Annotated in this window: 21 protein-coding genes and 1 pseudogene; 12 read left to right on the top strand and 10 right to left on the bottom strand. The window is 71.6% G+C overall.

Going from position 1 to position 22,397, the window contains the following annotated elements; all coding sequences use genetic code 11:
* Window positions 1–16: 16 nt before the first annotated feature.
* A complete protein-coding gene (locus AB0J66_RS20960) occupies window positions 17–331 on the top strand; it encodes a hypothetical protein (protein WP_364662935.1) in 315 nt (104 codons plus the stop codon).
* Window positions 332–357: 26 nt separating this feature from the next.
* Window positions 358–867 (top strand): GAF domain-containing protein, encoded by a 510-nt coding sequence (locus AB0J66_RS20955; RefSeq protein WP_364662933.1) that lies wholly within the window; start codon window positions 358–360, stop codon window positions 865–867.
* 64 nt (window positions 868–931) lie between these two features.
* Here the strand turns inward: AB0J66_RS20955 and AB0J66_RS20950 are convergent, their stop codons facing one another.
* Genes AB0J66_RS20950 through AB0J66_RS20940 form a run of 3 tightly spaced genes read right to left on the bottom strand, consistent with a single transcriptional unit; the run spans window position 932 to window position 3,191 of the window.
* Window positions 932–1,570 carry a response regulator transcription factor gene (locus tag AB0J66_RS20950; protein WP_364662930.1) on the bottom strand — a complete coding sequence of 213 codons (639 nt, stop codon included), beginning with the start codon at window positions 1,568–1,570 and terminating at the stop codon, window positions 932–934.
* Entirely contained in the window at window positions 1,567–2,694 is a 1,128-nt protein-coding gene (locus AB0J66_RS20945; RefSeq protein WP_364662927.1) for a histidine kinase, read from the bottom strand. The genes AB0J66_RS20950 and AB0J66_RS20945 overlap by 4 nt, the downstream gene beginning before the upstream one ends.
* 5 nt (window positions 2,695–2,699) lie before the next feature.
* Window positions 2,700–3,191: a hypothetical protein gene (locus AB0J66_RS20940; protein ID WP_364662925.1), complete on the bottom strand. Its 492-nt coding sequence runs from the start codon at window positions 3,189–3,191 to the stop codon at window positions 2,700–2,702.
* 133 nt (window positions 3,192–3,324) lie between these two features.
* On the opposite strand from AB0J66_RS20940, the pseudogene AB0J66_RS20935 reads away from it, so the two are divergent.
* The 4 genes and pseudogenes from AB0J66_RS20935 to AB0J66_RS20920 all read left to right on the top strand — a co-directional run.
* Window positions 3,325–5,049: pseudogene (locus tag AB0J66_RS20935) on the top strand (MMPL family transporter); the annotation flags it as partial.
* Between the two features lie 113 nt (window positions 5,050–5,162).
* Complete coding sequence (locus tag AB0J66_RS20930; RefSeq protein WP_364663008.1) at window positions 5,163–5,387, top strand: hypothetical protein; 225 nt, start codon at window positions 5,163–5,165, stop codon at window positions 5,385–5,387.
* Between the two features lie 170 nt (window positions 5,388–5,557).
* Complete coding sequence (locus AB0J66_RS20925; RefSeq protein ID WP_364662922.1) at window positions 5,558–6,397, top strand: carboxypeptidase-like regulatory domain-containing protein; 840 nt, start codon at window positions 5,558–5,560, stop codon at window positions 6,395–6,397.
* A gap of 80 nt (window positions 6,398–6,477) precedes the next feature.
* Window positions 6,478–6,951 (top strand): cupin domain-containing protein, encoded by a 474-nt coding sequence (locus AB0J66_RS20920; protein WP_364662919.1) that lies wholly within the window; start codon window positions 6,478–6,480, stop codon window positions 6,949–6,951.
* On the opposite strand, the gene AB0J66_RS20915 is transcribed toward AB0J66_RS20920, so the two are convergent.
* Window positions 6,948–9,761: a BTAD domain-containing putative transcriptional regulator gene (locus tag AB0J66_RS20915; RefSeq protein ID WP_364662916.1), complete on the bottom strand. Its 2,814-nt coding sequence runs from the start codon at window positions 9,759–9,761 to the stop codon at window positions 6,948–6,950. The genes AB0J66_RS20920 and AB0J66_RS20915 overlap by 4 nt on opposite strands.
* A gap of 44 nt (window positions 9,762–9,805) precedes the next feature.
* Window positions 9,806–10,558 carry an SDR family NAD(P)-dependent oxidoreductase gene (locus tag AB0J66_RS20910; protein WP_364662913.1) on the bottom strand — a complete coding sequence of 251 codons (753 nt, stop codon included), beginning with the start codon at window positions 10,556–10,558 and terminating at the stop codon, window positions 9,806–9,808.
* A gap of 122 nt (window positions 10,559–10,680) precedes the next feature.
* Between AB0J66_RS20910 and AB0J66_RS20905 the strand changes: the two genes are divergently transcribed.
* A complete protein-coding gene (locus tag AB0J66_RS20905) occupies window positions 10,681–11,472 on the top strand; it encodes an alpha/beta fold hydrolase (protein ID WP_364662911.1) in 792 nt (263 codons plus the stop codon).
* Window positions 11,469–12,413: an alpha/beta hydrolase gene (locus AB0J66_RS20900; protein ID WP_364662908.1), complete on the top strand. Its 945-nt coding sequence runs from the start codon at window positions 11,469–11,471 to the stop codon at window positions 12,411–12,413. Before AB0J66_RS20905 ends, AB0J66_RS20900 begins: the two co-directional genes overlap by 4 nt.
* A 40-nt stretch (window positions 12,414–12,453) precedes the next feature.
* On the opposite strand, the gene AB0J66_RS20895 is transcribed toward AB0J66_RS20900, so the two are convergent.
* On the bottom strand, window positions 12,454–12,921 hold the full coding sequence (locus AB0J66_RS20895; protein ID WP_364662906.1) for an SRPBCC family protein: 468 nt from the start codon (window positions 12,919–12,921) through the stop codon (window positions 12,454–12,456).
* A 24-nt stretch (window positions 12,922–12,945) separates the two neighbouring features.
* Window positions 12,946–16,002, bottom strand: a complete 3,057-nt coding sequence (locus tag AB0J66_RS20890; protein WP_364662903.1) for a glycoside hydrolase family 38 C-terminal domain-containing protein — start codon at window positions 16,000–16,002, stop codon at window positions 12,946–12,948.
* A 61-nt stretch (window positions 16,003–16,063) separates the two neighbouring features.
* Between AB0J66_RS20890 and AB0J66_RS20885 the strand changes: the two genes are divergently transcribed.
* The 3 genes from AB0J66_RS20885 (at window position 16,064) to AB0J66_RS20875 (ending at window position 18,626) form a co-directional block, all read left to right on the top strand.
* The gene (locus tag AB0J66_RS20885; protein ID WP_364662900.1) at window positions 16,064–16,669 is read left to right on the top strand and encodes a TetR/AcrR family transcriptional regulator; all 606 of its coding nucleotides are present in this window, start codon (window positions 16,064–16,066) and stop codon (window positions 16,667–16,669) included.
* 89 nt (window positions 16,670–16,758) lie between these two features.
* Complete coding sequence (locus AB0J66_RS20880; protein WP_364662897.1) at window positions 16,759–17,991, top strand: MFS transporter; 1,233 nt, start codon at window positions 16,759–16,761, stop codon at window positions 17,989–17,991.
* A 35-nt stretch (window positions 17,992–18,026) separates the two neighbouring features.
* The gene (locus tag AB0J66_RS20875) at window positions 18,027–18,626 is read left to right on the top strand and encodes a TetR/AcrR family transcriptional regulator (protein WP_364662894.1); all 600 of its coding nucleotides are present in this window, start codon (window positions 18,027–18,029) and stop codon (window positions 18,624–18,626) included.
* A 79-nt stretch (window positions 18,627–18,705) separates the two neighbouring features.
* On the opposite strand, the gene AB0J66_RS20870 is transcribed toward AB0J66_RS20875, so the two are convergent.
* Entirely contained in the window at window positions 18,706–19,671 is a 966-nt protein-coding gene (locus AB0J66_RS20870; RefSeq protein WP_364662891.1) for an acyl-CoA dehydrogenase, read from the bottom strand.
* A gap of 85 nt (window positions 19,672–19,756) precedes the next feature.
* On the opposite strand from AB0J66_RS20870, the gene AB0J66_RS20865 reads away from it, so the two are divergent.
* Window positions 19,757–20,608 (top strand): AraC family transcriptional regulator, encoded by an 852-nt coding sequence (locus tag AB0J66_RS20865; RefSeq protein WP_364663005.1) that lies wholly within the window; start codon window positions 19,757–19,759, stop codon window positions 20,606–20,608.
* A 156-nt stretch (window positions 20,609–20,764) separates the two neighbouring features.
* Here the strand turns inward: AB0J66_RS20865 and AB0J66_RS20860 are convergent, their stop codons facing one another.
* Both AB0J66_RS20860 and AB0J66_RS20855 read right to left on the bottom strand, forming a co-directional pair.
* Window positions 20,765–21,553 (bottom strand): alpha/beta hydrolase, encoded by a 789-nt coding sequence (locus AB0J66_RS20860; RefSeq protein WP_364662889.1) that lies wholly within the window; start codon window positions 21,551–21,553, stop codon window positions 20,765–20,767.
* Window positions 21,554–21,600: 47 nt separating this feature from the next.
* Complete coding sequence (locus tag AB0J66_RS20855) at window positions 21,601–22,158, bottom strand: hypothetical protein (RefSeq protein ID WP_364662886.1); 558 nt, start codon at window positions 22,156–22,158, stop codon at window positions 21,601–21,603.
* Between the last annotated feature and the right edge of the window lie 239 nt (window positions 22,159–22,397).

The following is a 22,397-nucleotide window of genomic DNA, read 5'->3' as shown; positions in this document are numbered from 1 at the left end:
CGGAGACAACGAAGTCATGACTGTTCCCGCCATCCCACCGGTCGGCACACCACCTGACTCGAAGGAGACAGGCCCCTACCGGATGACCCGCCCGACGTTGCCTGAGGCGCACTGCGCGTTGCACGGAATGTACGGGCCGCACACCGAGGACATCTGGCGCACTCTGCTGTTCACCGCCGGCCTGCGCGGCGACGAGAGCTCGCCCGCCGCGCTCGACCGGCTCCTCGCCGTGATGGCGACCGCGGAGCCGCTGATCCGGCTGTGCGCACGAGGCCTGCAGGTTCGCATCGCGACGTACCAGCATCTGGCCCAAGCCCATTCCGCACAGTGACACCATCGAGACCCCGGGAGCACCGCGTGCAACCCACTCCCTCGCTCGCCGACCGACATCGCCTCGAGGTCCTGGCCAGCATCGACTTCGACGACCCGCGGCTGCGACAGGAACTCGACCGGCTCACCGAGCGCACCGCACACCGGCTCGGCGCCCCGGTCAGCCTGGTCACGCTGCTGTCGCACATCAGCCAGTTCTTCGCCGGCTCCTCGGGGCTGCCGGCGTGGATCAGCGAGGTCCAGGGCACCCCGGCCGAGTGGTCGTTCTGCACCGACGTGGTCACCACGGGCGAGGCGCACACCTACCAGGACCTCGCCGCGCACCCCGTCCACGAAACGAACCCTCTGGTCGTGGTCGACGGAGCCCGCAGCTACGCGGGGGTGCCGCTGGTGGTCGACGGTGAGGTGGTCGGGGCCCACTGCGTCGTCGGCCTCGCCGAGCGCGCGTACACCGAGGAGGAGATCGAGCAACTGCGCAGCGGCGCGCAGGACGTCGTGGCGATCCTGCAGCGATACCGCCGGCGCGAGACCGGGTGATCGTGGAACACCGGGGCGGCACCATCGCGGTCAGCGGAACCGGCGAGGCCACGCGGAGCCGGAGCTACTGAGAGCGGCCCAGCGCTATCGCGGCGGCATGGGCACGGTCATGGGCGCCGATCTTGGCGAAGATCGAGTTGATGTAGCTCTTCACGGTGGCGACGCTGAGGTACAGGTCGGCGGCGATGCGGGCGTTGTTGTGCCCCAGTGTGATCGCCTCCAGCACGTCGGCCTCGCGGGCGGTCAGGGCCGGGAACCGTTCGCGCAGACCCGGCCGGGGCGCGCCCGCGGTGAAGCCGCGCACGAGCCGGTCCGCGATCTCGGCCGCGAAGGTCGCCTGACCGGAGGCGACCGACCGCAGCGCCGCGGCCAGCTCGGCCCGCCCGGCGTCCTTGGTCAGATAGCCGCGGGCGCCGGCCCTCAGCGCCCCGGCCAGCGACTCGTCGTCGGCGTAGGTGGTCAGGACCAGGACGGCCGTCGACGGCGCGGCGGCCATGATCTGCGCGGTGGCGCCGGGGCCGTCGAGGTTCGGCATGCGCAGATCCATCAGCACGACGTCCGGCCGCAGGTCGAGGGCGAGCCGTACGGCCTCGAGCCCGTCCGTCGCGGCCCCGACGACCTCGACCCCCTCGGCCAGCTCGAGCAGGGTCACCAGGCCGTCCCGTACGGTCGCCTGGTCGTCGGCCACGAGCACCCGGATCATCCCGGCATCCTCCCCGGCAGGGTCAGCACCACGCGGAACGGCGGCCCCGCGTCGACGGTCATCGTCCCGCCCGCCTCGGTGACACGCTCACGCATGCCGCGCAGGCCGTGCCCGCCTCCGGGTGCGGTCGCGGCGGCCGGCCCGGGCGTGGTGGCCGTGACCGTGAGCGCGCCGTCCGCCCAGTCCAGGTCGAGCGTCGTCGTCCCGCCGGGCGCGTGCCGCCGGGCGTTGGTCAGCAACTCCCGGACGGCCCAGGCGACGGCCGCGCCCGCGGTGTCACCGAGTGTCCCCCGGCTCGCGTCACCGCGTACCGCCACTTGCCCGCCCAGGGCCCGATGGGCCTCCACCAGCTCAGCCACCGCCGTGGCGAGCGGAATCTCCGGCTCGTGCAGCGCGCTCACGGCCCGCCGGGCCTCGTCGAGCCCGGAGACGGCGAGCTGCCGGGCCGCCTGGACCTTGTCGCGGGCCTGACCGCCGCGACCGGCCTCGAGCAGCGCATCGACCGCGTCGAGCTGAATGACCAGCCCGCCGAGCGAATGAGCGAGCACGTCGTGCAGGTCGCGGGCGATCCGGGACCGTTCGGTCAGGGCGGCCACCCGGGCCCGTTCCTGCTCGACGGCCAGCCGCTGTTCGAGCAACGCCCGGGACTGCACCTCGGAGTTCCGCTGCTGCCGGCGGCCGAGCCCGGCCAGGCTCACCACCAGCAGCGTGGCCACCGAACTGATGACCTCCTCCCGGCTGCCCGGCACGATCAACGCTCCGGCCCCGATGAGAGCGAGCCCTCCGGCCGCGGCCGCGACGACCAGGCGCAGCGGCACCGCGGGCGTTCCGGCCAGGACCAGCATGCCGATGATCCCGGGGACCAGACCGGTCACATAGGTGGGCGCCGCCACCAGGGCGCCGCCGGCCACCATGAGCAGCGCGAGCGCGACGCGTTCCCGGGTCCGGTGCTCGGGCAGCGCCACCTCGACCGCCCACAGCAGCCAGGCCGCCCAGGCCACCACCACCAGCGCCGGCGGCACATCGGTCAGCGCGTCCCGCGCGAAGGCGAGACCGACCAGGACCAGGCCGACCAGGTTGAGCACGACCGGGGTGGTCCGGCGCCGGGCCGCGGGAGTCGCCACGACTGCTATCTTCCCGCCATCGCCGGCGACCGGTGGGACAACCGGGCCGAGATCACCAGCGCGCCGGCGATCCGGTTGAGCGCCAGGACGAGCAGGATCGCGCCGGTGGCGACGGCCATCTCTGACCCGAGCCGGGCGCCGATCACATCGATGACCACCCGCGCGGCGATCAGCCCGAGCCAGATGCCGACCCCCGCCCCGCCCGTACGGGTCTCGACCGCGCCCGGGACGAGCGGGGACGGCCGGAAGCGCGCGATCCGGCCCATCACCGTGCCCGAGGCCAGGGCCAGCACGGCCGAGACGCCCAGGACGGCCACGTCGATCGGCTTGATCGTGGTGCTCTGCTGCGCCATCGACACGACGCCGACGACGCCGAGGACGATCGGCAGCTTGAACATCCTCCCGGGGTCGACGGCCCGCCAGCGGAGCTGCCGGGAGCAGATCCAGGCCACCAGGGCCAGGCCGATGAGCGCGTTGGTCAGGGTGCTCGAAGTCATAACCCGAGCATCGGCTTCCGGCGGCGGCGCCAGTACCACCCACGGGTGGTAATGCGCGCTCACCCGTGGGTGGTGTCGTTCCCGAGCGCTCGAGCCGAGCATCGACGGCGACAACCTCCACCGGGAAAGGACCATGGGAATGGCCGCGACATTGGCTCGGATCGGCGCCTTCTGCGCCCGCCGGCGCCGGCTTGTGATCGGCGCCTGGCTGGCGGTTCTGCTCGTCACGGCGGGCCTGGCCGTCCGTCTGGCCCAGCCGCTGACCGACGAGCTGACCCTGCCCGGCCTGCAGTCGACCCGGACGCTGGATCGGGTCGACCGCGAGTTCGGCGGGGGCGGCGACGACGGCAAGGTCGTGGTCGCGGCGCCACCCGGCCGGACCCTCACCGCGTACCAGCCGGCGGTGACCGACCTGGCCCGCGCGCTCGGCGCGAAGCCGGTGCTGTCCCCGGACGGCCGCATCGCCTCCCTCACCACCGGCCACGCCCCGGACCCGGCCCTGGCGGCCGCGCGGGCCGCCGGGCTCCAGGTCGAGGAGTCGTCCGAGCTGGCCGCGCCGGCGCACGGCGGCAGCTCCCCCGGCATCGGTCTGCTCATCGCGCTGCTCGTCCTGCTGGTCACGTTCGGCTCGCTGACCGCGGCCGGGATGCCATTGCTGACCGCCGTCCTCGGCCTGGCGGTCTCCCTGACCGGCCTGTACGCCGCCACGGCGCTGGCCCCGGTCAACTCGGTGGCGCCGACCCTGGCCATCCTGCTCGGGCTGGCCGTCGGCATCGACTACGCGCTGTTCCTCCTCGACCGGCATCGCCGGCAGCTGCGGGAGGGGGCGACGGACGTACGGGCCTCGATCGCCCACGCCGTCGGCACGGCCGGCTCGGCGGTCTTCTTCGCCGCCCTCACCGTCATCATCGCCCTGGCCGGGCTGGCCGTGGCCGGCGTCGGCTTCCTCACCCAGATGGGCCTGGCCGCCGCCGGGGCCGTGCTGGTGGCCATGCTGATGGCCCTGACCTTGACACCGGCCCTGCTCAGCCTGGCCGGCCACCGGGTCACGGGGCGGAAGATCTTTCCGGCCGTACGGATCGCGCCCCGCTGGGCGGCGTCGCTGGTCCGCCACCGGGTGCCCGCCGTCGTCGCCGCGGTGGTGGTCCTCGGCGTGCTCGCGATCCCGGCGCTGAGCATGCGCCTGGGCCTGCCCAACGACGGCGACGACCCCGCGTCGGCCAGCGACCGCCGCGCCTACGACCTGATCGCCGAGGGATTCGGCCCCGGCGCCAACGGGCCGCTGCTGGTGCTCGCCCCCTCGGCGGCGGTGCAGACCCGGATCGCCGAGGTTCCGGGGGTCGCCCGGGTGCTGCCGACCGGCGAGCACGGCCGCGACGTGTTGTTCACCGTCATCCCCGGCAGCGGCCCGTCCGACGCCGCGACCGCCGATCTGGTGACCCGCCTGCGGTCGGTCGACCTCGGCGGGCCGCTGCTGGTGACCGGGCAGACCGCGGTCGCCATCGACATCTCCGAGCATCTGGCGCACGCGCTGCCGCTCTACCTCGCCCTGGTCGCCGGGTTCGCCTTCCTGCTGCTCATGGTGGTGTTCCGCTCATTGCTGATCCCGGCCAAGGCCGTGCTCAGCTTTCTGCTCAGCCTGGGGGCGGCGCTCGGGGCGACGGTCGCGGTCTTCCAGTGGGGGTGGCTGGGTGGCGTCTTCGGGGTCGGCCCGGCCGGTCCGCTGCTCAGCTTCCTGCCCACGATCGTGATCGGTGTCCTGTTCGGACTGTCCATGGACTACGAGATGTTCCTCGTCTCCGGCATGCACGAGGAACACCGCCGCGGCGCCCGGCCGGACGCGACCGTGATCGGCGGGTTCGGCCGTGGCGCCAAGGTCGTCACCGCCGCCGCCCTCATCATGGTCGGCGTCTTCGGCGGCGGCGTGGCCGGTGGTGACTCGGTCACCGGCCGATCGCCTTCGCGCTGGCCGTGGGGGTCCTGGTCGACGCCTTCGTCGTCCGGCTGGTGCTGGTGCCGGCGGCCATCTCCCTGTTCGGCCGGGCCGCCTGGTGGCTCCCGAAATGGCTGGACCGGCTGCTCCCCCGGATTGACGTCGAGGGCGCGGCGCTCGAGACTTGGCCGCCCCCCGACCGTTCATCGCGGCCGACGCGAATCCCCGGCCGGGTCGCGCGATCCGGCTCCGGCCGGGCATAGTGGCGCTGTTTCGAGGAAAGGTGAGGAAAGTGACGACGCGCATAGGTGCCTTGTTCGCATTGGCCGTGGCGGCGCTCATGGTGACGGCGACACCCGCGGTGGCCGCGCCCGCGCCGATCCGGATCCTGAGCGTGTCGGCCGAGAACGTGTCACCGGGCGACACGGTGCGCGTGAAATTCCGCGTCACCAACACCGGATCCCGGGCCGAGACGGCCATCGTGGTGGTCGGCGGCGGCCTGCAGTGCACCACCGGCTGCCGGGCCGAGCCGAACCTCGCCCCCGGTAAGAGCAAGGACTTCGAGGCCAGGCTCGTCGCGCCCGCCGCGGCCCCGGGCGAGATCAGCGGTCTCAACATCTCGGTGGCCGTACGCCTCGGCGGGCAGAACAGCTACGACTTCAAGATGGTGTACGTCCACGGTTCCGGCGCCTCGTCACCCACCACGAGCAAGCCGCCGTCCGGCGTGAGCCGGGTCTCCGGCCGCGTCCGTGACACCGGTGGCAAGGCGCTCGGCGGGGCGGCCGTGACGATCCGGGACAGCGCCGGGCACGAATACCGTGTGACCAGTGACCGCAGCGGCCGGTTCGCGATGAAGTCGAACGCCACCAAGCCGATCGCCGCCGGGCGGATCACGGTCGTCGCGACCCTGGACGGTTACCGCACCAACCGCGAGACCGTCCAGGGCCGGGCCGGTGACACCGCGACGGTGGCCGTGTCCCTGGCCGCCGTGCCCGTGCCCGTGCCCACCACACGAACGCCATCCCCCGATGCGGCGACGGACGAGCCAGCCACCACGCATACGAGTGCAGCCGACGCAGCGCCCCTCGACCTCAAAACTGTCAGCGACGAGGGTGGCAGCTCGCCGCTGTTCTTCACGCTGGGCGGTCTGCTGGTCGCCGCCGGCGTGGGCGCGCTCGCGCTGGTGCTGATCCGCCGCCGGAACAAGCCCGCGGCGACCGGAGCCGGCTCAGGCGACGCCCCGACCGAGGTGCTGCGCCTAGGACCGCACTAAAGGCGCACTGTTGCACAACAAGATCTTCTTAGCGTGAGGCGAAGGAGGACGAACCTCCACTCGCGACAAGGAGACAACCCATGCACGATCCGACGACAGCGCCGGGTGAGACCTTCTGGTTCCTGGGCGGCAAGGCCCGCATCCTGATCCCCGGGTCGGCCACCCAGGGCACGCTCACGGTCATGCAGTTCGACGACACGGTCGGGCATGCACCGCCACTGCATGTACACGGCGGCGAGGACGAGGTCTGGGTCCTGCTCGACGGCGAGGTGTCGTTCTTCGTGGGCGATCAGCGGCACGACCTCACGGCCGGGCAGGTCGCCCTCGGGCCGCGCGGGGTGCCGCATTCGTACCTCGTGCGGTCACCGGGCTCGAAGCTGGCCGTCATGTTCGCCCCGGCCGGCATCGAGAACTTCTTCACCAAGGCGGGCACCGCGGTCCTGAACGCCGACGAGGCGCCCGCCCCCTTCGACCTCGGCACGGTCCTGGCCGCGGCGGCGGCCGTCGACCTCACCGTCGCCGGCCCGCCACCCACCCTCGATGCTCTCCGCTAACCCGCGTTCGCCTCGATCTTGGCGCGCAGCTCGTCGGCCATCGGCAGGTCGTTGTGGTCGACGAGCTCCAGCGCCCGTCGCCAGGCGATGAGTGCGGCCGCGTGGTCGCCCAGTGCCGCCTGCGTATCACCGAGATGAGCGTAGGTCGCAGCCTCGCCGGACGCCATGACGCTTTCCGGCATCGCGTCGAGCGATTCCTCGAAGTGGGCCAACGCCACCTCATACTCGCCCATCCGGTGATGCGCCCACCCAATGGTGTCAAGCGTGCTGGCTCTGATCGCCGGGTCGTCGGTCTCACGAAGGTTCCGCACCAGCTCGTTACCCCGGTCAACAGCGTCCCGGTATTCACCGAGCCGGACTTGTGCCCAGCACAGGGCGGACAGGACAGCGAGTTCGCCGTCGCGATCACCGATTTGCCGGTAGAGATCCAGCGCGAGATTGGCGTGACCGACGAAATCCGCGTAACGACCGAGACGTTCGTACACAGCCACGATGTTGAAATGCACGATGGCCTGGCCGGCCAGATCACCGAGTTCGACGTTCAGTTCCAGCGCACGCTCGAAATGTCGTACGGCGCTGTCAATGTCGTCGGCGCGCACGTAGAGCGTGGCCAGTCCCAGTGCGAACCGGGCCATCATCAGCCGGTCGCCGAGCCGCTCCGCGGCCGCCGAGCCGACCTGCACCAGACGCAGCTCGGTCTCGACTCGCTCCGTCGCCGCGTGCAGCGACCACGTCAGCTGGACGGCCCGTTGGTCGAAACCGTGCAGGACAGCGTCGTCAACCATCAACAGCAGGGCCTGTTCCTCGCAGGCCAGCCAGGCGAGGGCATCCGAAGCGGTGTCCATCGCGGGCACGGTCACCCCGGGCGCGACGGCGTCGAGCGGAATCGGCCGCCGATACGGGCGCAGCAGACGGTTGGCAGCGTAGGCCGTGTGCACGTAGTAGTCGAGGAGGCGTTCGCGGGCGGCCGGTCGCTCGTCCTGCTCGTCGTCGAGTTCGGCGGCGTAGGCCCGCAGCAGGTCGTGACTGCGATAGCGGGACGGGGCGCCCTCGCCGATCAGGCTGGCGTCGAGCAACTCGGCCAGGGCCTCGGCCGCCGCCTCCATGGAAATGCCGGCCAGGCCGGCCATCGTCGGCATCCCGGCGTCCGGTCCGGGATGGACGGGCAGCAGCCGGAACATGCGGGCCGCCCGATCACTGAGCCGCTCGTAGGACCACGAGAAGACCGCCCGCACGTTGATCGACGAAGCCGGGCCGGTGAAGGCGTCCAGGCGACCGCGCGACCGCTGCAGCTCGGCGGCGAGCGTGGCCAGCGGAATGCGCGGCCCGCGCAGCGCCGCCCGCGCCGCCACGATGGCCAGCGCCAGGGGCAGGCCGCCGCAGAGCTCGACGATTGCCTCCACCGCCGAACTCTCCCGGGCGATCCGCTCAGCACCGAGCCGCCGTCCGAGAAAGTCACGGGCATCCGCGGCATCCAGCGGACCCAACGTGATGGGAACGGCCCCCTCGACGGCGACCAGCCCCGACAGGTGACGCCGGCTTGTCACGATCACCAGGCAGCCGGGTGAGCCGGGAAGCAACGACCGGATCTGTTCCTCGTCGCGGGCGTTGTCCAGCAGCAGCAACATGCGGCGTCCCCACACCAAACTGCGGAACGCCGCGGTCTGGTTGGCCAGACCGGTGGGTATCTTCGCCGGATCCATGCCCAGCGACGTGAGCAGATAAGCCAGCGCGTCACCCGGCTCCATGATCTGATCCGACGGCCCGAAACCCCGAAGATCGATGTAGAGCTGCCCGTCCGGGTAGCGGTCGGCGACCTGATGCGCCCAGTGCACGGCAAGGGTCGTCTTGCCGATGCCCGCCATGCCACCCACGGCACTGATGGTCATGACCGGAGCCGCCCCCGCCGGCGCCGCCGCCAGCACCGACGCGTCGGACAGCTCGGCCCGCCGCCCAACGAACGCCGCCAGATCGGGCGGCAACTGCCGCGGCGGCGCCACCGCCGGAGCGGACGCGGCCGGAGCAGAAGTCGCCGGGACGGGCGCGGCCGGCCGCCGGGACGGAACGGCCTGGCGCAGGACCTGGGTCTGGGCCGCTCGCAGCTCCTCGCCCGGGTCGACGCCCAGCTCCTCGGCGAGCCGGCGGGTGACCTCCCGGTACACCTCCAGCGCCTCGGACTGGCGGCCCGCGCTGCCGAGCAGCAGCACCACCCGGGCCTGCAGCGCCTCGTCCAGCGGATGCAGATCCGCAGCCTGCCGCACCGTGGCCATGGCCCGCTCGGCGGCGCCGCTGATCAGCGCGATGTCCGCCGCCTCGGTGGCCGCGGCCTGGTATTCCCGGTCAATGGCGATGGCCGCGGGGCGTTCCCGTACCTCGGGCCCGGAGCCGGCGCCCGGCGAGCCCTGCCACAGGGCCAGCGCCTCGACGAACGGGTCCACCGAGCGGGCCGCGCGGCCCTGCTCGATCAGCTCGCGGAAACGCAGCAGGTCGAGCGAGTCCGCGTCGACGGCCAGCCGGTAGCCGCTGCCCCCGCGGACCAGCCAGCGGCCGGTCTCGCGGGCGGCCAGCGCCGGCTCGAGCACGCGCCGCAGCATGCCGATGTTGCGGTGGATGCCGTTGACCGCGGTCCCGGGCGGGTTGTCGCCCCAGGTCACGTCGATCAGCTCGGCCATGCCGACCGGGCGGCCGGCGGCGATCAGCAGCACGGTGAGCAGGGCCCGGTGCTGCGGCGTGCTGATCTCGACCTCGTCACCGTCCCGCCACACGCGGGCCGGCCCCAGGATGGAGAACCACATCTTTTCCGCGGCCACCGATCCTCCTCATGATCTGCGCGTCACCGTACCGCGCGCGGGCCTCACGCAGGGCCACCGTCGATGCGGACGACGGTTTCGGTGATGAAGGACGCTTCCGGCGCGGCGAGACGAACGACAGCGGCCGCCGTTCCGTCCAGCCAATCGTGCCGATTTACCGGGCCAAAGCCGGTTATCTGTGGGTTGTCCCGGGCCCAGGCGAGGGATACGCCGGCCGGCGGGGCGGGCCGGACGGACGCGGGCACGAAACCGAGGACGCGGATGCCGTCGCCGGCGTACTCGAGAGCGGCGGACCGGGTCAGGCCGACCACCGCGTGTCTGGTCGCGGCGTAGCCGGCCGAGAACGGGACGCCCTCGAGCCCGGCCGACGACGCCAGATTGAGGATCACCCCACCGGCCGGATCCTGGGCGAGCATCTGCCGCATCTGATACTTCATGCCCCAGAAGACACTCAGGACGTTGAGCCGGAACATCCGCTCGACGGCGTCGGTGCGTACGTCCAAAAGCCGCCCCTCGTCCAGAGCGGCACCGCCGTTGTTGACAGCCACGTCCAGCCGGCCGTAGCGGGCGGCGACCACGGCGAAGAAAGCGGCGGCGGCCTCCTCGCTGTCCGGGTCCGTGGGGTGGAATGCCGCTCGGCCACCCCGGTCACGGATCGAGCGCATCACCGCCTCACCAGCCCGGTTACTGCGCCCGGAGCCCATCACCGCGTACCCCGCCCGGCCGAAGGCCAGACTGATCGCCCGGCCGAGGGCGGTCGTCGCCTCGGTGACCACCGCGACCCGTTCCCTGCTCATGCCGAGAACGTAGGACGCTCGTGTGGGCGATCTGTGCGGCCGGGCGCAACAACACCGGATGACCACTGCTTGTCAACAAGATCTTCCTACCGTGAGGCCACCGCCGAACGGAAGGAAGAACCATGGCAGTACCAGTCCTTTTCATCCACGGTCTGTGGTTGCACGCCACGTCCTGGCAACCCTGGATCGAGTTGTTCGCCGCGGCCGGGTACGAGCCGGTCGCGCCGGGCTGGCCCGGCGACCAGCCGACCGTCGAGGCGACCCGGGCCGAACCCGACCTGCTCGCCGGGCACGGCATCGACGACGTCGTCGAGCACTACGCCGGCATCATCGCGGGCTTGGACAGCAAGCCGATCCTCGTCGGCCACTCGTTCGGCGGCATGATCGCGCAGAAGCTGCTCGGCCAGGACCGGGCGGTGGCCGCGGTCGCGATCGACGCGGCGCAGATCAAGGGCGTGCTGCCGCTGCCGTTGTCCACGTTGCGGTCGGGCTTCCCGGTGCTGCGCAATCCCACCAACAAGCACAAGGCGGTGTCGCTGACCGCCGAACAGTTCCGCTACGCCTTCGGCAACGCCCTCGAGGAGGCGGAGTCCCAGGCGCTGTACGACCGTTGGTCCATCCCGGCGCCCGGCCGGCCCCTGTTCGAGGCTGCGGCCGCCAACTTCAACCCGCACTCGCCGGCCAAGGTGGACACCGGCAACGAGTCCCGCGGCCCGCTGCTGCTGATGGCCGGCGGCAAGGACCACACCGTGCCCGAGACCGTCGTGCGGGCCACGCTGCAGCAGTACCGCCACTCGCACTCGATCACCGACATCGTCGACTTCCCCGCCAAGGGGCACTCACTGACCATCGACAGCGGCTGGCGCGAGGTCGCCGACACGTCGCTGACCTGGCTGAAGGAGCAGGGACTGTGAAGTTTCGGGCAATGCTGGCCGCGGTGGCGGTCGCCGGCACGTTGATCTTCCCGGCCGCCTCGGCGCACGCCGGAGTCGAACCCCGCGTCCCGGCCGGTTTCACCGAAAGCAAGGTCCGCGTCGGCGACGTGGGCATCAACTACGCGCGCGGTGGCCACGGCCCGGTCCTCGTGCTGGTGCACGGCTATCCCCAGACCTGGTACGAGTGGCGCGACCTGCTGCCCGAGCTGGCCAAGCACTACACGGTCATCGCACCCGACCTGCGCGGCGCCGGCAAGAGCGACGCCCCGGCCGGCGGCTACGACAAGAAGACCATGGCGGCCGATCTGCACGGCCTGCTCGTCAAACTGGGGCTCAACAAGGGCATCCGGCTCGTCGGGCACGACATCGGCACGATGGTGTCCTACGCCTATGCGGCCGCCTACCCGGCCGAGGTCCGCAAGCTGGTCCTCAGCGAGGCGCCGATCCCGGACGACAGCATCTACAAGGCCCCGGCGCTGAACGCGACCGGCGCCAGCGTCTGGAACTTCGGCTTCTTCAGCCTGACCAACGGCCTGCCCGAGCAGATCGTCGACGGACGCGAAGAACTCTGGGTCGACCGCTTCATCGACCAGCTGGAGATCCGTAAGGGCGCGGTCGACCCCCGCAGCGTCAAGGAATTCGCCTCTTACCTACGCGACGACGCCCACCTCAGGGCGAGCTTCGAGTGGTTCCGGGCCTTCCCGAAGGACGTCAAGGACACCGAAGCGAGCAAGAAGACCAAGCTGACCATGCCGGTGCTCGCCGTCGGCGCGAGCGGCAGCCTCGGCGGCACGCTCGAGACCCAGGTGGACCAGTACGCCACCCACGTCACCGGCAAGGTGATCGCCAACTCGGGCCACTGGATCTACGAGGAACACCCCCGGCAGATGACCCAGATCCTGCTGACCTTCCTGCGCTGACTACGGGGTACCTCGCCCTACAACTGGGCGCGGTACCCCACTAGGACCGCTCGACGTCGCGGGCGAAGGCCCGCAACGTCTGGGCGAAGCCGAGCTTGCCGGCGATCGAGAGCAGCGGGCCCAAAGCCGCCGTGATCCGGCGGGGCGAGACGGTCACCTCCTCGAACCAGACCACGCGCGAGCGGGATCCCGGCAGTGGGGTGACGGTGAACCAGGCCCGGCCGTGCACGACCCGGCCCGATTTGGCGACCTCGCAGCGCCCGAGCCGGTCGCCGGGCGCATTGCCGGCCGGGGGCTGCCACGCGACCACGGTCATGGGGTCGTCGAAGGCCAGCGGGCCCACCCCCGTGCGGGCCACGAAGGTGGCGCCGACCCCGTCCGGGCGGTCGGTGAGGACCCGGACGGCGGTCAGCGGCGCCCACTGCCCGTGCCGCGGCCAGTCGACCAGGGCGGCCCAGGTGTCCGTGGCCGGCGCCTGGACTTCCTGCACGACGGTGAAACGAGTCATCGCCCCACGCTACGGCAGCGGTGATCAGTGGAACGGGGTGATCCGCAGGGTGACGATTTCGAAGGGGCGCAGCTCGAGCTCGATGCTCTCCGGCGAGTACCAGGTACGGCCGGACGCGCGCTCGAGCAGATCGGTCGTTCGGGCCGTGGTGAAGGCGACACCCGGCTGCACCGTCGTTCGGGTGCGGGCGCCGGCCGCCTCGTACAGGCGGACGATGAGGTCGCCGCTGCGATCCTCGGCCAGTTTGACCGCTTCCACGAGGACCGACGGGGCCGAGACGGTCACGACCGGCTCGACGCCGTGCGCGGCGTTCTCCAGCGTGCGGGCGGGCAGGTTCATCCGGTAACCGGCCGCGGCCGCGTCGACGACCTCGGTGGCGAAGCCGAGGGCGGTCCGCAGGACGTGCAGGCCCTGATCGGCTTGCGGGTCCGGGTACTTGGGGCCTCGCAGCAGCGATTCGCGCACCACGGTCGTCGTCCCGCCGTCGAAGCGTACGGTCCGGGTGATGTCGTGGCCGTAGGTCGACGCGTTGGCCACCACCGCGCCGAAGCCGGGCTCGGCCACGTGGACCCACCGGTGGGCGACCGTCTCGAACCGGGCGTGGTCCCACGAGGTGTTGACGTAGGTCGGGCGCAGCACGTGCCCGAACTGGATCTCCGAGGCGGCCTGGTCGGCCCGCAGGTCGAGCGGGAAGGCCAGCTTGAGCAGCTTCTCCTGCTCGTGCCAGTCGACGGTGGTCTCGATCTGCAGCTCGGCGCCGTCCTCGGCCAGCCAGTAGCGCTGGACGATCGACGACTTGCCGTAGGTGTGCGTGACCACCAGCGACCGGTCGGCGATCTCGACCGCGTCGGGGGTACGCAGCTCGGTGACCGACCGCTGGTAGGACCGGTCGATGTCCCAGGCCTCGAACATGTTCGGGATGTCGCGGAAGATCTGCAGGACCGCCGCCCCCGCCATCAGCTCGCGCCCCGAAAGATCAACAAACGAGACCAGCAGGCCGTACGGGTCGAAGCGGGCGGCGATGCGGCTGTTGCTCAGGACGTAGCCGGAGTCGGACCGGCCCGGCCGGACGGCCGCGCCCGCCGCATGCGGATCGGCGCCCAACGCGGCGACGGAACCGGCCGGCACCGGGGCCGCGTTGAAGACGATGCTCTCCGTGCCGCTGCCGGCCAGGGCCCGCTGCGCGGCGCCGATGAGCTTCTCGAGGCGTACGGCGATCTGCCGGTAATGCTCCTCGGCCTCGTCGTGCACCCAGGCGATGGCCGAGCCGGGCAGGATGTCGTGGAACTGCTGCAGCAGGACCGTCTCCCAGATCGACTCCAGCTCCTCGTACGGGTAGTCGGCCAGCCCGCGTACGGCCGCGGTCGCACTCCAGAGCTCGGCCTCGCGCAGGAGGTGCTCGCTGCGCCGGTTGCCCTGCTTGGTGCGGGCCTGGCTGGTGTACGTGCCGCGGTGGCCCTCGAGGTACATCTCGCCGTACCAGACGGCCGGGTCGGGCAGCGTCCGCTTGGCCTCGTCGAAGAACTGGGCCGGGGAGCCGAGGGTGACCCGCGGGGCGCCTTCGAGGTCTCGGTTGCGGTGGGCCGCGGCCAGCATCTCCGGGGTGGGGCCGCCCCCGCCGTCGGACCAGCCGAACAGGGTCAGCGACACGTTCGAGGCGCCCCTCTCGGCGTACTGCCGCTGGGCCTTGGCCAGATCGCCGGCGCCGAGGTCCGAGCCGTAGGTGTCGTTGGGTGGGAAGTGGGTGAAGATCCGGCTGCCGTCGAGGCCCTCCCAGAGGAAGGTGTGGTGCGGCATGCGGTTGGTGTCGTTCCAGGAGAGCTTCTGGGTCAGGAAGCTGTCGGTGCCCGCGCCGAGCGCGATCTGCGGCAGCGCGGGGGTGAAGCCGAACGAGTCGGGCAGCCAGGTCTCGCGCGACAGCACGCCGAACTCGCGGAGGAAGAATTTCTGGCCGAGCAGGAACTGCCGGACCAGCGCTTCGCCGCCGGGCATGTTGGTGTCGCTCTCGACCCACATCCCGCCGACCGGGATGAAACGTCCTTCGTGGACCCGGACCCGGATCCGCTCGAAAAGCTCCGGGTAGAACTGCTTGACCCAGGCGAACTGCTGCGCGCTGGAGGCGGCGAAGACGAAATCAGGGTCGGCGTCCATCAGGGTCAGCACGTTCGAGAACGTCCGGGCCGCCTTGCGGACCGTCTCGCGGGTCGGCCACAGCCAGGCCGAGTCGAGGTGGGCGTGCCCGACCGCGACGATCGAGTGGGCGCTGGGGTGGGCGGGCGAGGCCAGGACCGTCCGGAGCTCGCCGGCGGCGGCCGTGACCGTGTTCTCGATGTCGTCGGGGTCGAGGACGTCGCACATCCGCTCGAGCGCGTGCCGGATGGCGGCCCGGCGCGGGGAGTCGGCGTCGAGTTGCTGGATGAGGCCCATGAGGGCGGCGGCGTCCTGCAGCAGCGCGTCCACAGCGAGGTCGCGCTCGACGAGGGCGATCTGGCGGAGCGTGTAGACAGGGTCGGTGCCGGCGGTCGCTTTGTCGCCCAGGTGGGTCACGTCGGTACGGCGGGGTGAGGCGAACCCGGACGGCAGCGGCGCTCCCCCGGCCGCCGAGGCCAGCGTCGTCGCGAAGAAGTGCTCGAGCATGTTCGGGTTGGAGGCGGCCTCGACGTAGAAGTCGATCCGGGCGCCGCCGGCCGGGTCGAGGTCGACCACGTGGTTGAACGGCTCGATGCCTTTGACGATCGTGCCGTCGGGCCGGTAGACGAGTGCCTCGGCCTGGAAGGCGGGCAGCAGCCCGCTGAAGCCGATGTCGACCAGCATCTGGACGGCCGTGCCGGTGCCGCCCCAGTCCGGTGGCACCTCGCCGGTGACGTGGAACCAGGTCGTGCCCCACGGTTTGCTCCACCGCTGCCCGGCCGCGAACGGCTCGTAGGGCTGGGTGACCGCCTCGGCGAAGGGGACCGGCTCGCCGGGCGCTTCCCACGCGGTCACGGTCAGCGGCCAGACCCGGCGGTAGAGGCGCGGTCCCAGGCGGGTGCTCAGAACATTGCCGATGCGCAGCTGCGCTTGGCCGTCGTTGTCATGCATGCCGGAACCGTAGCACCAAAAAGTTCCACTCGGAACTTTTCGCGTTCTCTAAGGTGGGGGCATGGTTTCCTCGGTGTCGGGCACGGGCTCGCGGGGCCGCTACCCCAAGGGCATCCTTCGCCGGCAGCAGATCCTCGACCGCGCCGTCGAGGTCTACGCCGACCTCGGGTTCGAGGGCACCTCGCTGCGCGCGATGGGCGAGGCCATCGGGGTCAGCCACGCCGCGCTGCGGCGCTACTTCGACACCCGCGAGGAGCTCTTCCTCGAAGTGCTGCGGGAGAAGGACCGCCAGGCCCTGGCCGAGGCGCAGGAGAGCGGCCACGACCGGGAGCCCGGTTTCGCCGCCATGGCCGCGAGCTACGCCCAGCAGGCACCCGGGCTGATGGCGCTTCGGCACAGCATGGTCGCCCGCGCGCTCGAGCCCGGCAACGAGCACTCGGCCGAGTTCTTCCGCGAGCGCTACCGGACGCTGCGCCGGCAAGCCCTGAGCCTGCTGGAGTTCCTCCGCGAGCAGGGCCGGGTCCGCACCGACATCCCGCTCGACACCTCGGCCGCGCTGCTGATCGCGGCCCTGGACGGCCTGTCCACGCAATGGCTGATCGACCCCGGAGCCGACATGCAGGCGGGCATGGCCCTGCTCGAGAGCCTGTTCGCGCCGGCCGGGTAAAGAAAAAGTTCCACGCGGAACAATTCGGTGTTACGGTTCGCTCACGCGGCCCGTCATCGCCGCATTCCCTCAGCTCAGAGGATTCCGCCGTGTCCATTTTGTCGCGCCCAGACGCGCCCCCGCGATCCCGGTACGCCGTCGCGGCCATCCCCCTCGCCCTGCTCGGCTGGTCGATCGCCCTGGTGCCCCCGCTGGCCGTCACGATCGCCCTGCGCCTGCGTGAGCTCGACGTCGACGGCGCGGCGGCCAACCTCGGTCTCGTGCTCGGCGTCGGCGCGTTCTTCTCGTTCGTCACCAACCCCCTCGCGGGGCGGCTCTCCGACCGGACCATGAGCCGCTTCGGCATGCGCAAACCGTGGATCTTCAGCGGGGCCGCCATCGGCTACGCCGGCATCGCGGTCATCGCGTTCGCGCCGACCGTGCCGGTGGTCCTGCTCGGCTGGAGCGTGGCCCAGATCGGCCTCAACCTGTCCCTGGCCGCCCTCATCGCGCTGCTGCCCGATCAGGTCGAGCCGCATCGGCGCGGACGCGTCGCCTCGTTCATCAGCCTGGCCCAGAACGTCGGCGGCGTGGGGGCCACCTTCCTCGTGCAGCTCTTCCCGATCGGCCCGCTGCAGAGCCTGATCCCGAGCCTGTTCGGCGTCGTGCTGATGCTCGCCGTGGTGGCGCCGATCCGCGACAAGGTCCGCACCGAGCGGCCGGTCGACAAGTTCGACGCCAAGGCCCTGTTCGGATCGTTCGTCTTCAACCCCCGCCGCCACCCCGATCTCGGCTGGGCCTGGCTGACCCGGTTCTTCCTGAACACCACGCAGTTCACCGCGACCAGCTACCTGACGTACTTCCTGATCGCGGAGTTCAACGTCAGCGACGACGAGGCACCGACCATGGTCTTCCAGGCCGTGCTGGTCAACGCGGTCGGCCTGCTGCTGGTCACCCCGGTGCTGGGCTGGCTCTCCGACAAGCTGGGCCGGCGCAAGCCGTTCGTCATCCTGTCCTCGCTGATCGCCACCGTCGGCCTCACCGTCATCGCCGTCTCCGCCACGATCCCGGTCCTGCTGCTCGGCCAGTTCATCCTCGGCGCGGGCGTGGGGGCCTTCTTCGCCGTCGAGCTCGCCCTCATCGCCGACGTGCTGCCAAGCGAACAGGACGCGGGCAAGGACCTCGGCGTGGCCAACCTCGCCCAGTCGCTGCCGCAGTCGCTCATCCCCATCGCCGCCCCCGGCGTCATCGCCGCCTTCGGCTATCCCGGCCTGTTCATCGGCGGGGCCGTCTTCGGCATCCTCGGCGCCCTCGGGGTCACCCGGGTCCGAAAAGTTCGGTGAACTAAACCGAACGTTCTCCCTGCTATGATGGACCCATGGCTCGTACCGCAACCGAGACCCGGCCCTCCGAAGCCCGTCAGAGGCTCCTCACCACGGCGACCCAGATCTTCTACGCCGACGGCATCCACTCGGTCGGCGTCGACCGCATCATCGCCGAGGCCAAGGTCACCCGGGCCACCTTCTACCGCCACTTCCCCAGCAAGGACGACCTCGTCGTCACCTACCTGCAGGAAGTGCACCAGATGGACCGCGCCGCGATCACCGCGGCCATCGCCGCCCACACCACCGCGGCCGACTCGCTGCTGGCCATCGCCGACAGCATCGCCGCCGGCATCAAGCGACCGGGATTCCGCGGCTGCGCCTTCCTCAACGCCGCCGCGGAGTTCCCCGACGTCAACCACCCCGTGCACCAGCAGATCATCGCCCACCGGCAGTGGTTCCTGGACACCCTGACGACGCTGATGGCCCAGGTCGCCGAGGACTCCTCCGACGCCGCCGCCCGCCACTTCGTCATGCTCCGCGACGGCGCCATGGCCGCCGGCTGCCTCTTCGACCCCGACCTGGTCGTCGACACCTTCCTGCGCGGCATCGAGGGCCTGGTCCGCATCCACGGCCAGCGCCAGGCGGCCAGTTAGGCCGCCGGCCGGCCGGCGGCCACGAACGCGCTGACGCTGCGGGTGGCCCATCCACGGCCGGGCGCGAGCCCGCCGCCGGTCAGGCCGCCAGCCGGTCGGCGGCCAGGAACGCGTTGACGTGCGGGTGGCGGCTCGCCACCGCGACGTCGCGCCAGAAGCGCTGCAGCGCATTGGTTTCCGCGAAGCCACTCGCGCCGTGCAGATCGAGCAGCAGCTCCATCGCCGAGCGGCAGTCGCGCGCCGCCCCGGACATGGCCAGCCCGTGATCACCGGGACCGGCCGCGGCCAGTTCGAGCGCCGCCCGCTCGGCCCGCCGGGCCAGCCGGGTCGCCTCGGCCCGCCAGAGGCGCGCGGACGGGGAGTCCGCCATCCGGGCATGGGCCGACATGTACGGCTTGCGGTCGGAGGCGAACATCGCGGCTATGACGTCCAGAGCGCCGAGCGTCGCGCCGACGACCGGGGCGAGCGCGGTGAGACCGAAGAGCACCATGTCGCCGGCCAGGGCGGAGAAGTCGAGCGGGGCCACCCGCTCCGGCGGCACCAGAGCGTCCTCGGCCACGACCGTGTGACTGCCGGTGCCCCGCATGCCGGCCGCCACCCAAGTGTGCTCGACCCGCAGATCCCGCAGGGGCATGAGCACCCAGGACGGCGTCCCGTCGACCACGATGGCGAGCCCGGCCCACTCCGCGTCCTCACAGCCCGAGACGTTGGCCCAGCGACCGGTGACCCGCACGCCGCCGGAGACCCGCTCGCCCCGCCCGCCCGGGGTGCCCGATCCGCAGGCCAGCACGTCCGCGTCGACGACCTCGCCCAGCACTCTCCGGATGAAGATCTTGCTGGTGAGGCAGGTCCCGGCGACCCAGCTGGTCGACGGGCAGCCGCGGCCCATCTCGATGAGCAGCTCGACGGCCTCGGTGGCGCTGCGATCGTGCAAGGCGAAGGCGCCGGCCTCGCGCGCGGCGATCAGGCTCTTGGCGGCGGGACGGCGCTGCTGTTCGGTTTCCGCGGCGTACGCGGACAGAGTCTCGACGAGTGGTGATGTCACGCCCCCACGGAACCAGCGCGGCGCCGCCCCGGCCATGCGTGCCCGGCCCGATGCCATACGCCGCCGTACCATGGCCGGCGTGGACATGATCACGGAGGTGATCGCCAGTGCCCGTTCCCTGCGGGCCGACGGACGGCGCATCACCGAGTCGGGCGCCTGGGGTCTGCGCTTCCCCGTCCTGGCCGTCCTGGGTTTCCACGTGATCCTGCGCGGCCAGGGCTGGCTCGTACGGGAGGGTGCCGACCCCGTCTCCGTACGGTCGGGCGATGTCATCTTCACCGCCGCGGGTGTCGTGCACGGCCTCTCCCACCGGCCCTGTGATCTCCGGGACCTGCCCGACTTCACGGTCGAGCCGCCCGCCCCGCACGGGGAAGCCGACTTCGAGTTCCTCTGCGGCGCCTACCGGCTGGACAACGGGCGGGTCCCGCCGCTGCTGCGGCAGTTGCCGGGGCTGGTGAGCTTCACCCCCGACTACGACCGGCATCCGGAGCTCAGTGCGCTGATCGCGATGCTGCAAGCGGACTTCGACCGTCCGGAACCGGGCACAAAAGCCGCCCGGGCGGCCCTGATCGACCTGATCGTCGTGCAGATGCTGCGTCACTTGCCCGACCGGCCGCAGGTCACCGATCCGGGGATCGCCGGCGCCCTGCACGCCATGCACCGTCAGCCCGGGCACCCGTGGACCGTCGACCAGCTCAGCTCCGTCGCCGACATGTCCCGCACGACCTTCCAGCGCCGCTTCACCGCCGCGATCGGCACTCCCCCGATGACCTATCTGACCGACCGGCGAATGAGCCTCGGCGCCCAGCTGCTGCGGGACAGCCCGGCCCCCCTCGCGGCCATCGCCCGGCAGGTCGGCTACTCGACGGAATTCGCCTTCTCGGCCGCTTTCCGCCGCGCTTACGGCGTGGCGCCCGGCCGGTTCCGCTCCGCCTAGAGAAGGAACGCGGTCAACGGGATCTCGGCGGCATGACGGCGAGGCCCCTCGGGAGGAAAGCCGGGACGACGGCGGCCCGCTCCGGGGGGAACCGAGCGGGCCGCCGCCTCTTCCGCGCTCAGGACGTGGGGCTCACGCACGTCCGAGCGCGAGCTTTCATCGCGCGGCCTGCTCGATGATCTTCGTGACGGCGTCGGGGCGGCTGAGCATGACCGCGTGGGAGGCGTTGACCTCGGTGACCTTGGCGCGGGCGCGGGTGTCCATCTTGCGCTGCAGGGCCGGGTTGATGGCCTTGTCCTGGCGGGTCAGCAGCGCGTAGGACGGGATCGTGCGGAAGCCCTCGGTCGCGCTGGCGTCGGTGACCGCCCTGGTGTTGGCCGGGCGCTGGGCCGTGGCCAGGTTGGCCGCCTCGTCCTGGCTCAGGTCGCCGGCGAAGGCCTCGCGGAACTTCGCCGGGTCGATGATGACCTCGGCCCCCGCGGGCACCGGGGTGGTGATCAGTGGCAGGGCCGGGGTGGACTGCGCGGCGAGCTCGCCGATGGTCTCACCCTTGAGCGGGATGAAACCGGCGATGTAGACCAGCGACTTCACGTCGGGCACGGCGGTGGCGGCGTTGGTGATGACCGCGCCTCCGTACGAGTGGCCGACCAGGACCTTCGGGCCCTTGATGGTGGCCAGGTAGCTCGTCACGTAGGCGGTGTCGCTGGTCAGGCCCTGCAGCGGGTTGGCGATCGCCTGGACCGGATAGCCGTCGTGGCGCAGCCGCTGGATGACGGGGTTCCAGCTGGACGAGTCGGCCCACGCGCCGTGCACGAGCACGACGGTCGGTTTCGGCGTCTTGGACTTGCCGGCCGTCATGGCCGCGGCCGGGACGGCGGCCGCGCCGAGCAGGGCGAGGCTGGTGGCGCCGACGACGGCGGCCCGGCGGGTGAGACGGATACGCATGACAGATCGAACCTTTCGATAGTTGGCAGCCAGGGCTCCCTGGCGTGTCAGATTTCCTTGGCGGTACGGCCGAGGCGGACGGCGGCGATGAGGAAGAAGATGGCGCCCGGGACGGCGTAACCGACCGCGTTGGTCAGGGCGGGGTCGGTGGCCGAGGCGGCCGCGACGAACGACGAGCCGGCGACGACGGAGAGGCCACCGCTGATGATCATCGGCCACTGGCCGCCCATCCGGCGGCGGGTCACACCCACGAACAGCTGCACCAGACCGGCCACGACCGCCCAGGCGCCCCACACGCGCAGCGCGGCCGGGATGCCGGACGAACCGGCGAGGGCCAGGCCGGCCGCGGCGAGCAGGCTGACCGCGACGTTGACGTACAGCAGAACCGGCGATCCGGTGGAGCGCGACGCGCGGGCGTCGATGATCGCGGCGGCCACGTCGACCAGCGGGTAGATCACCAGGAGCGTGGTGGCGAGCGGGGTGAGCTCGTCGGCCACCGCGAACGTCACGCCGGCCCAGACCAGGGCGAAGGCGGCGCGGGCGAAGTACAGCCGGCGCAGGGCGGCGGCCGTGGTGGAGATGGCAGGAGCGGCAATGGCGGTCATGGTCATCCTCTCGGTGCTGCGGGAAACGAACGGCCCTCCCGCGAGCACCTCGCAAGAACGAACGTTCTGTCGCCACCAACGATGACCGGCCGCGGTCGAGATGTCAAGACCGAACGTTCTCTCTGACGCGGTGATCAAGCGGCGAGAGAGGGGGTCGGCGCGATCTCGAGCGGCGGAGAGGAAGAGCGCGCGCTTGGAGCGGTGGAGAGGAAGAGCGCGGGTGGACCGGCGCAGAGCGG

The sequence above is a fragment of the Actinoplanes sp. NPDC049598 genome, assembly GCF_040675435.1.
Taxonomy (GTDB): Bacteria; Actinomycetota; Actinomycetes; order Mycobacteriales; family Micromonosporaceae; genus Actinoplanes.
The sequence above is the reverse complement of the archived record's forward strand: the minus strand, read 5'-3'. Positions and strand labels throughout refer to the sequence as shown.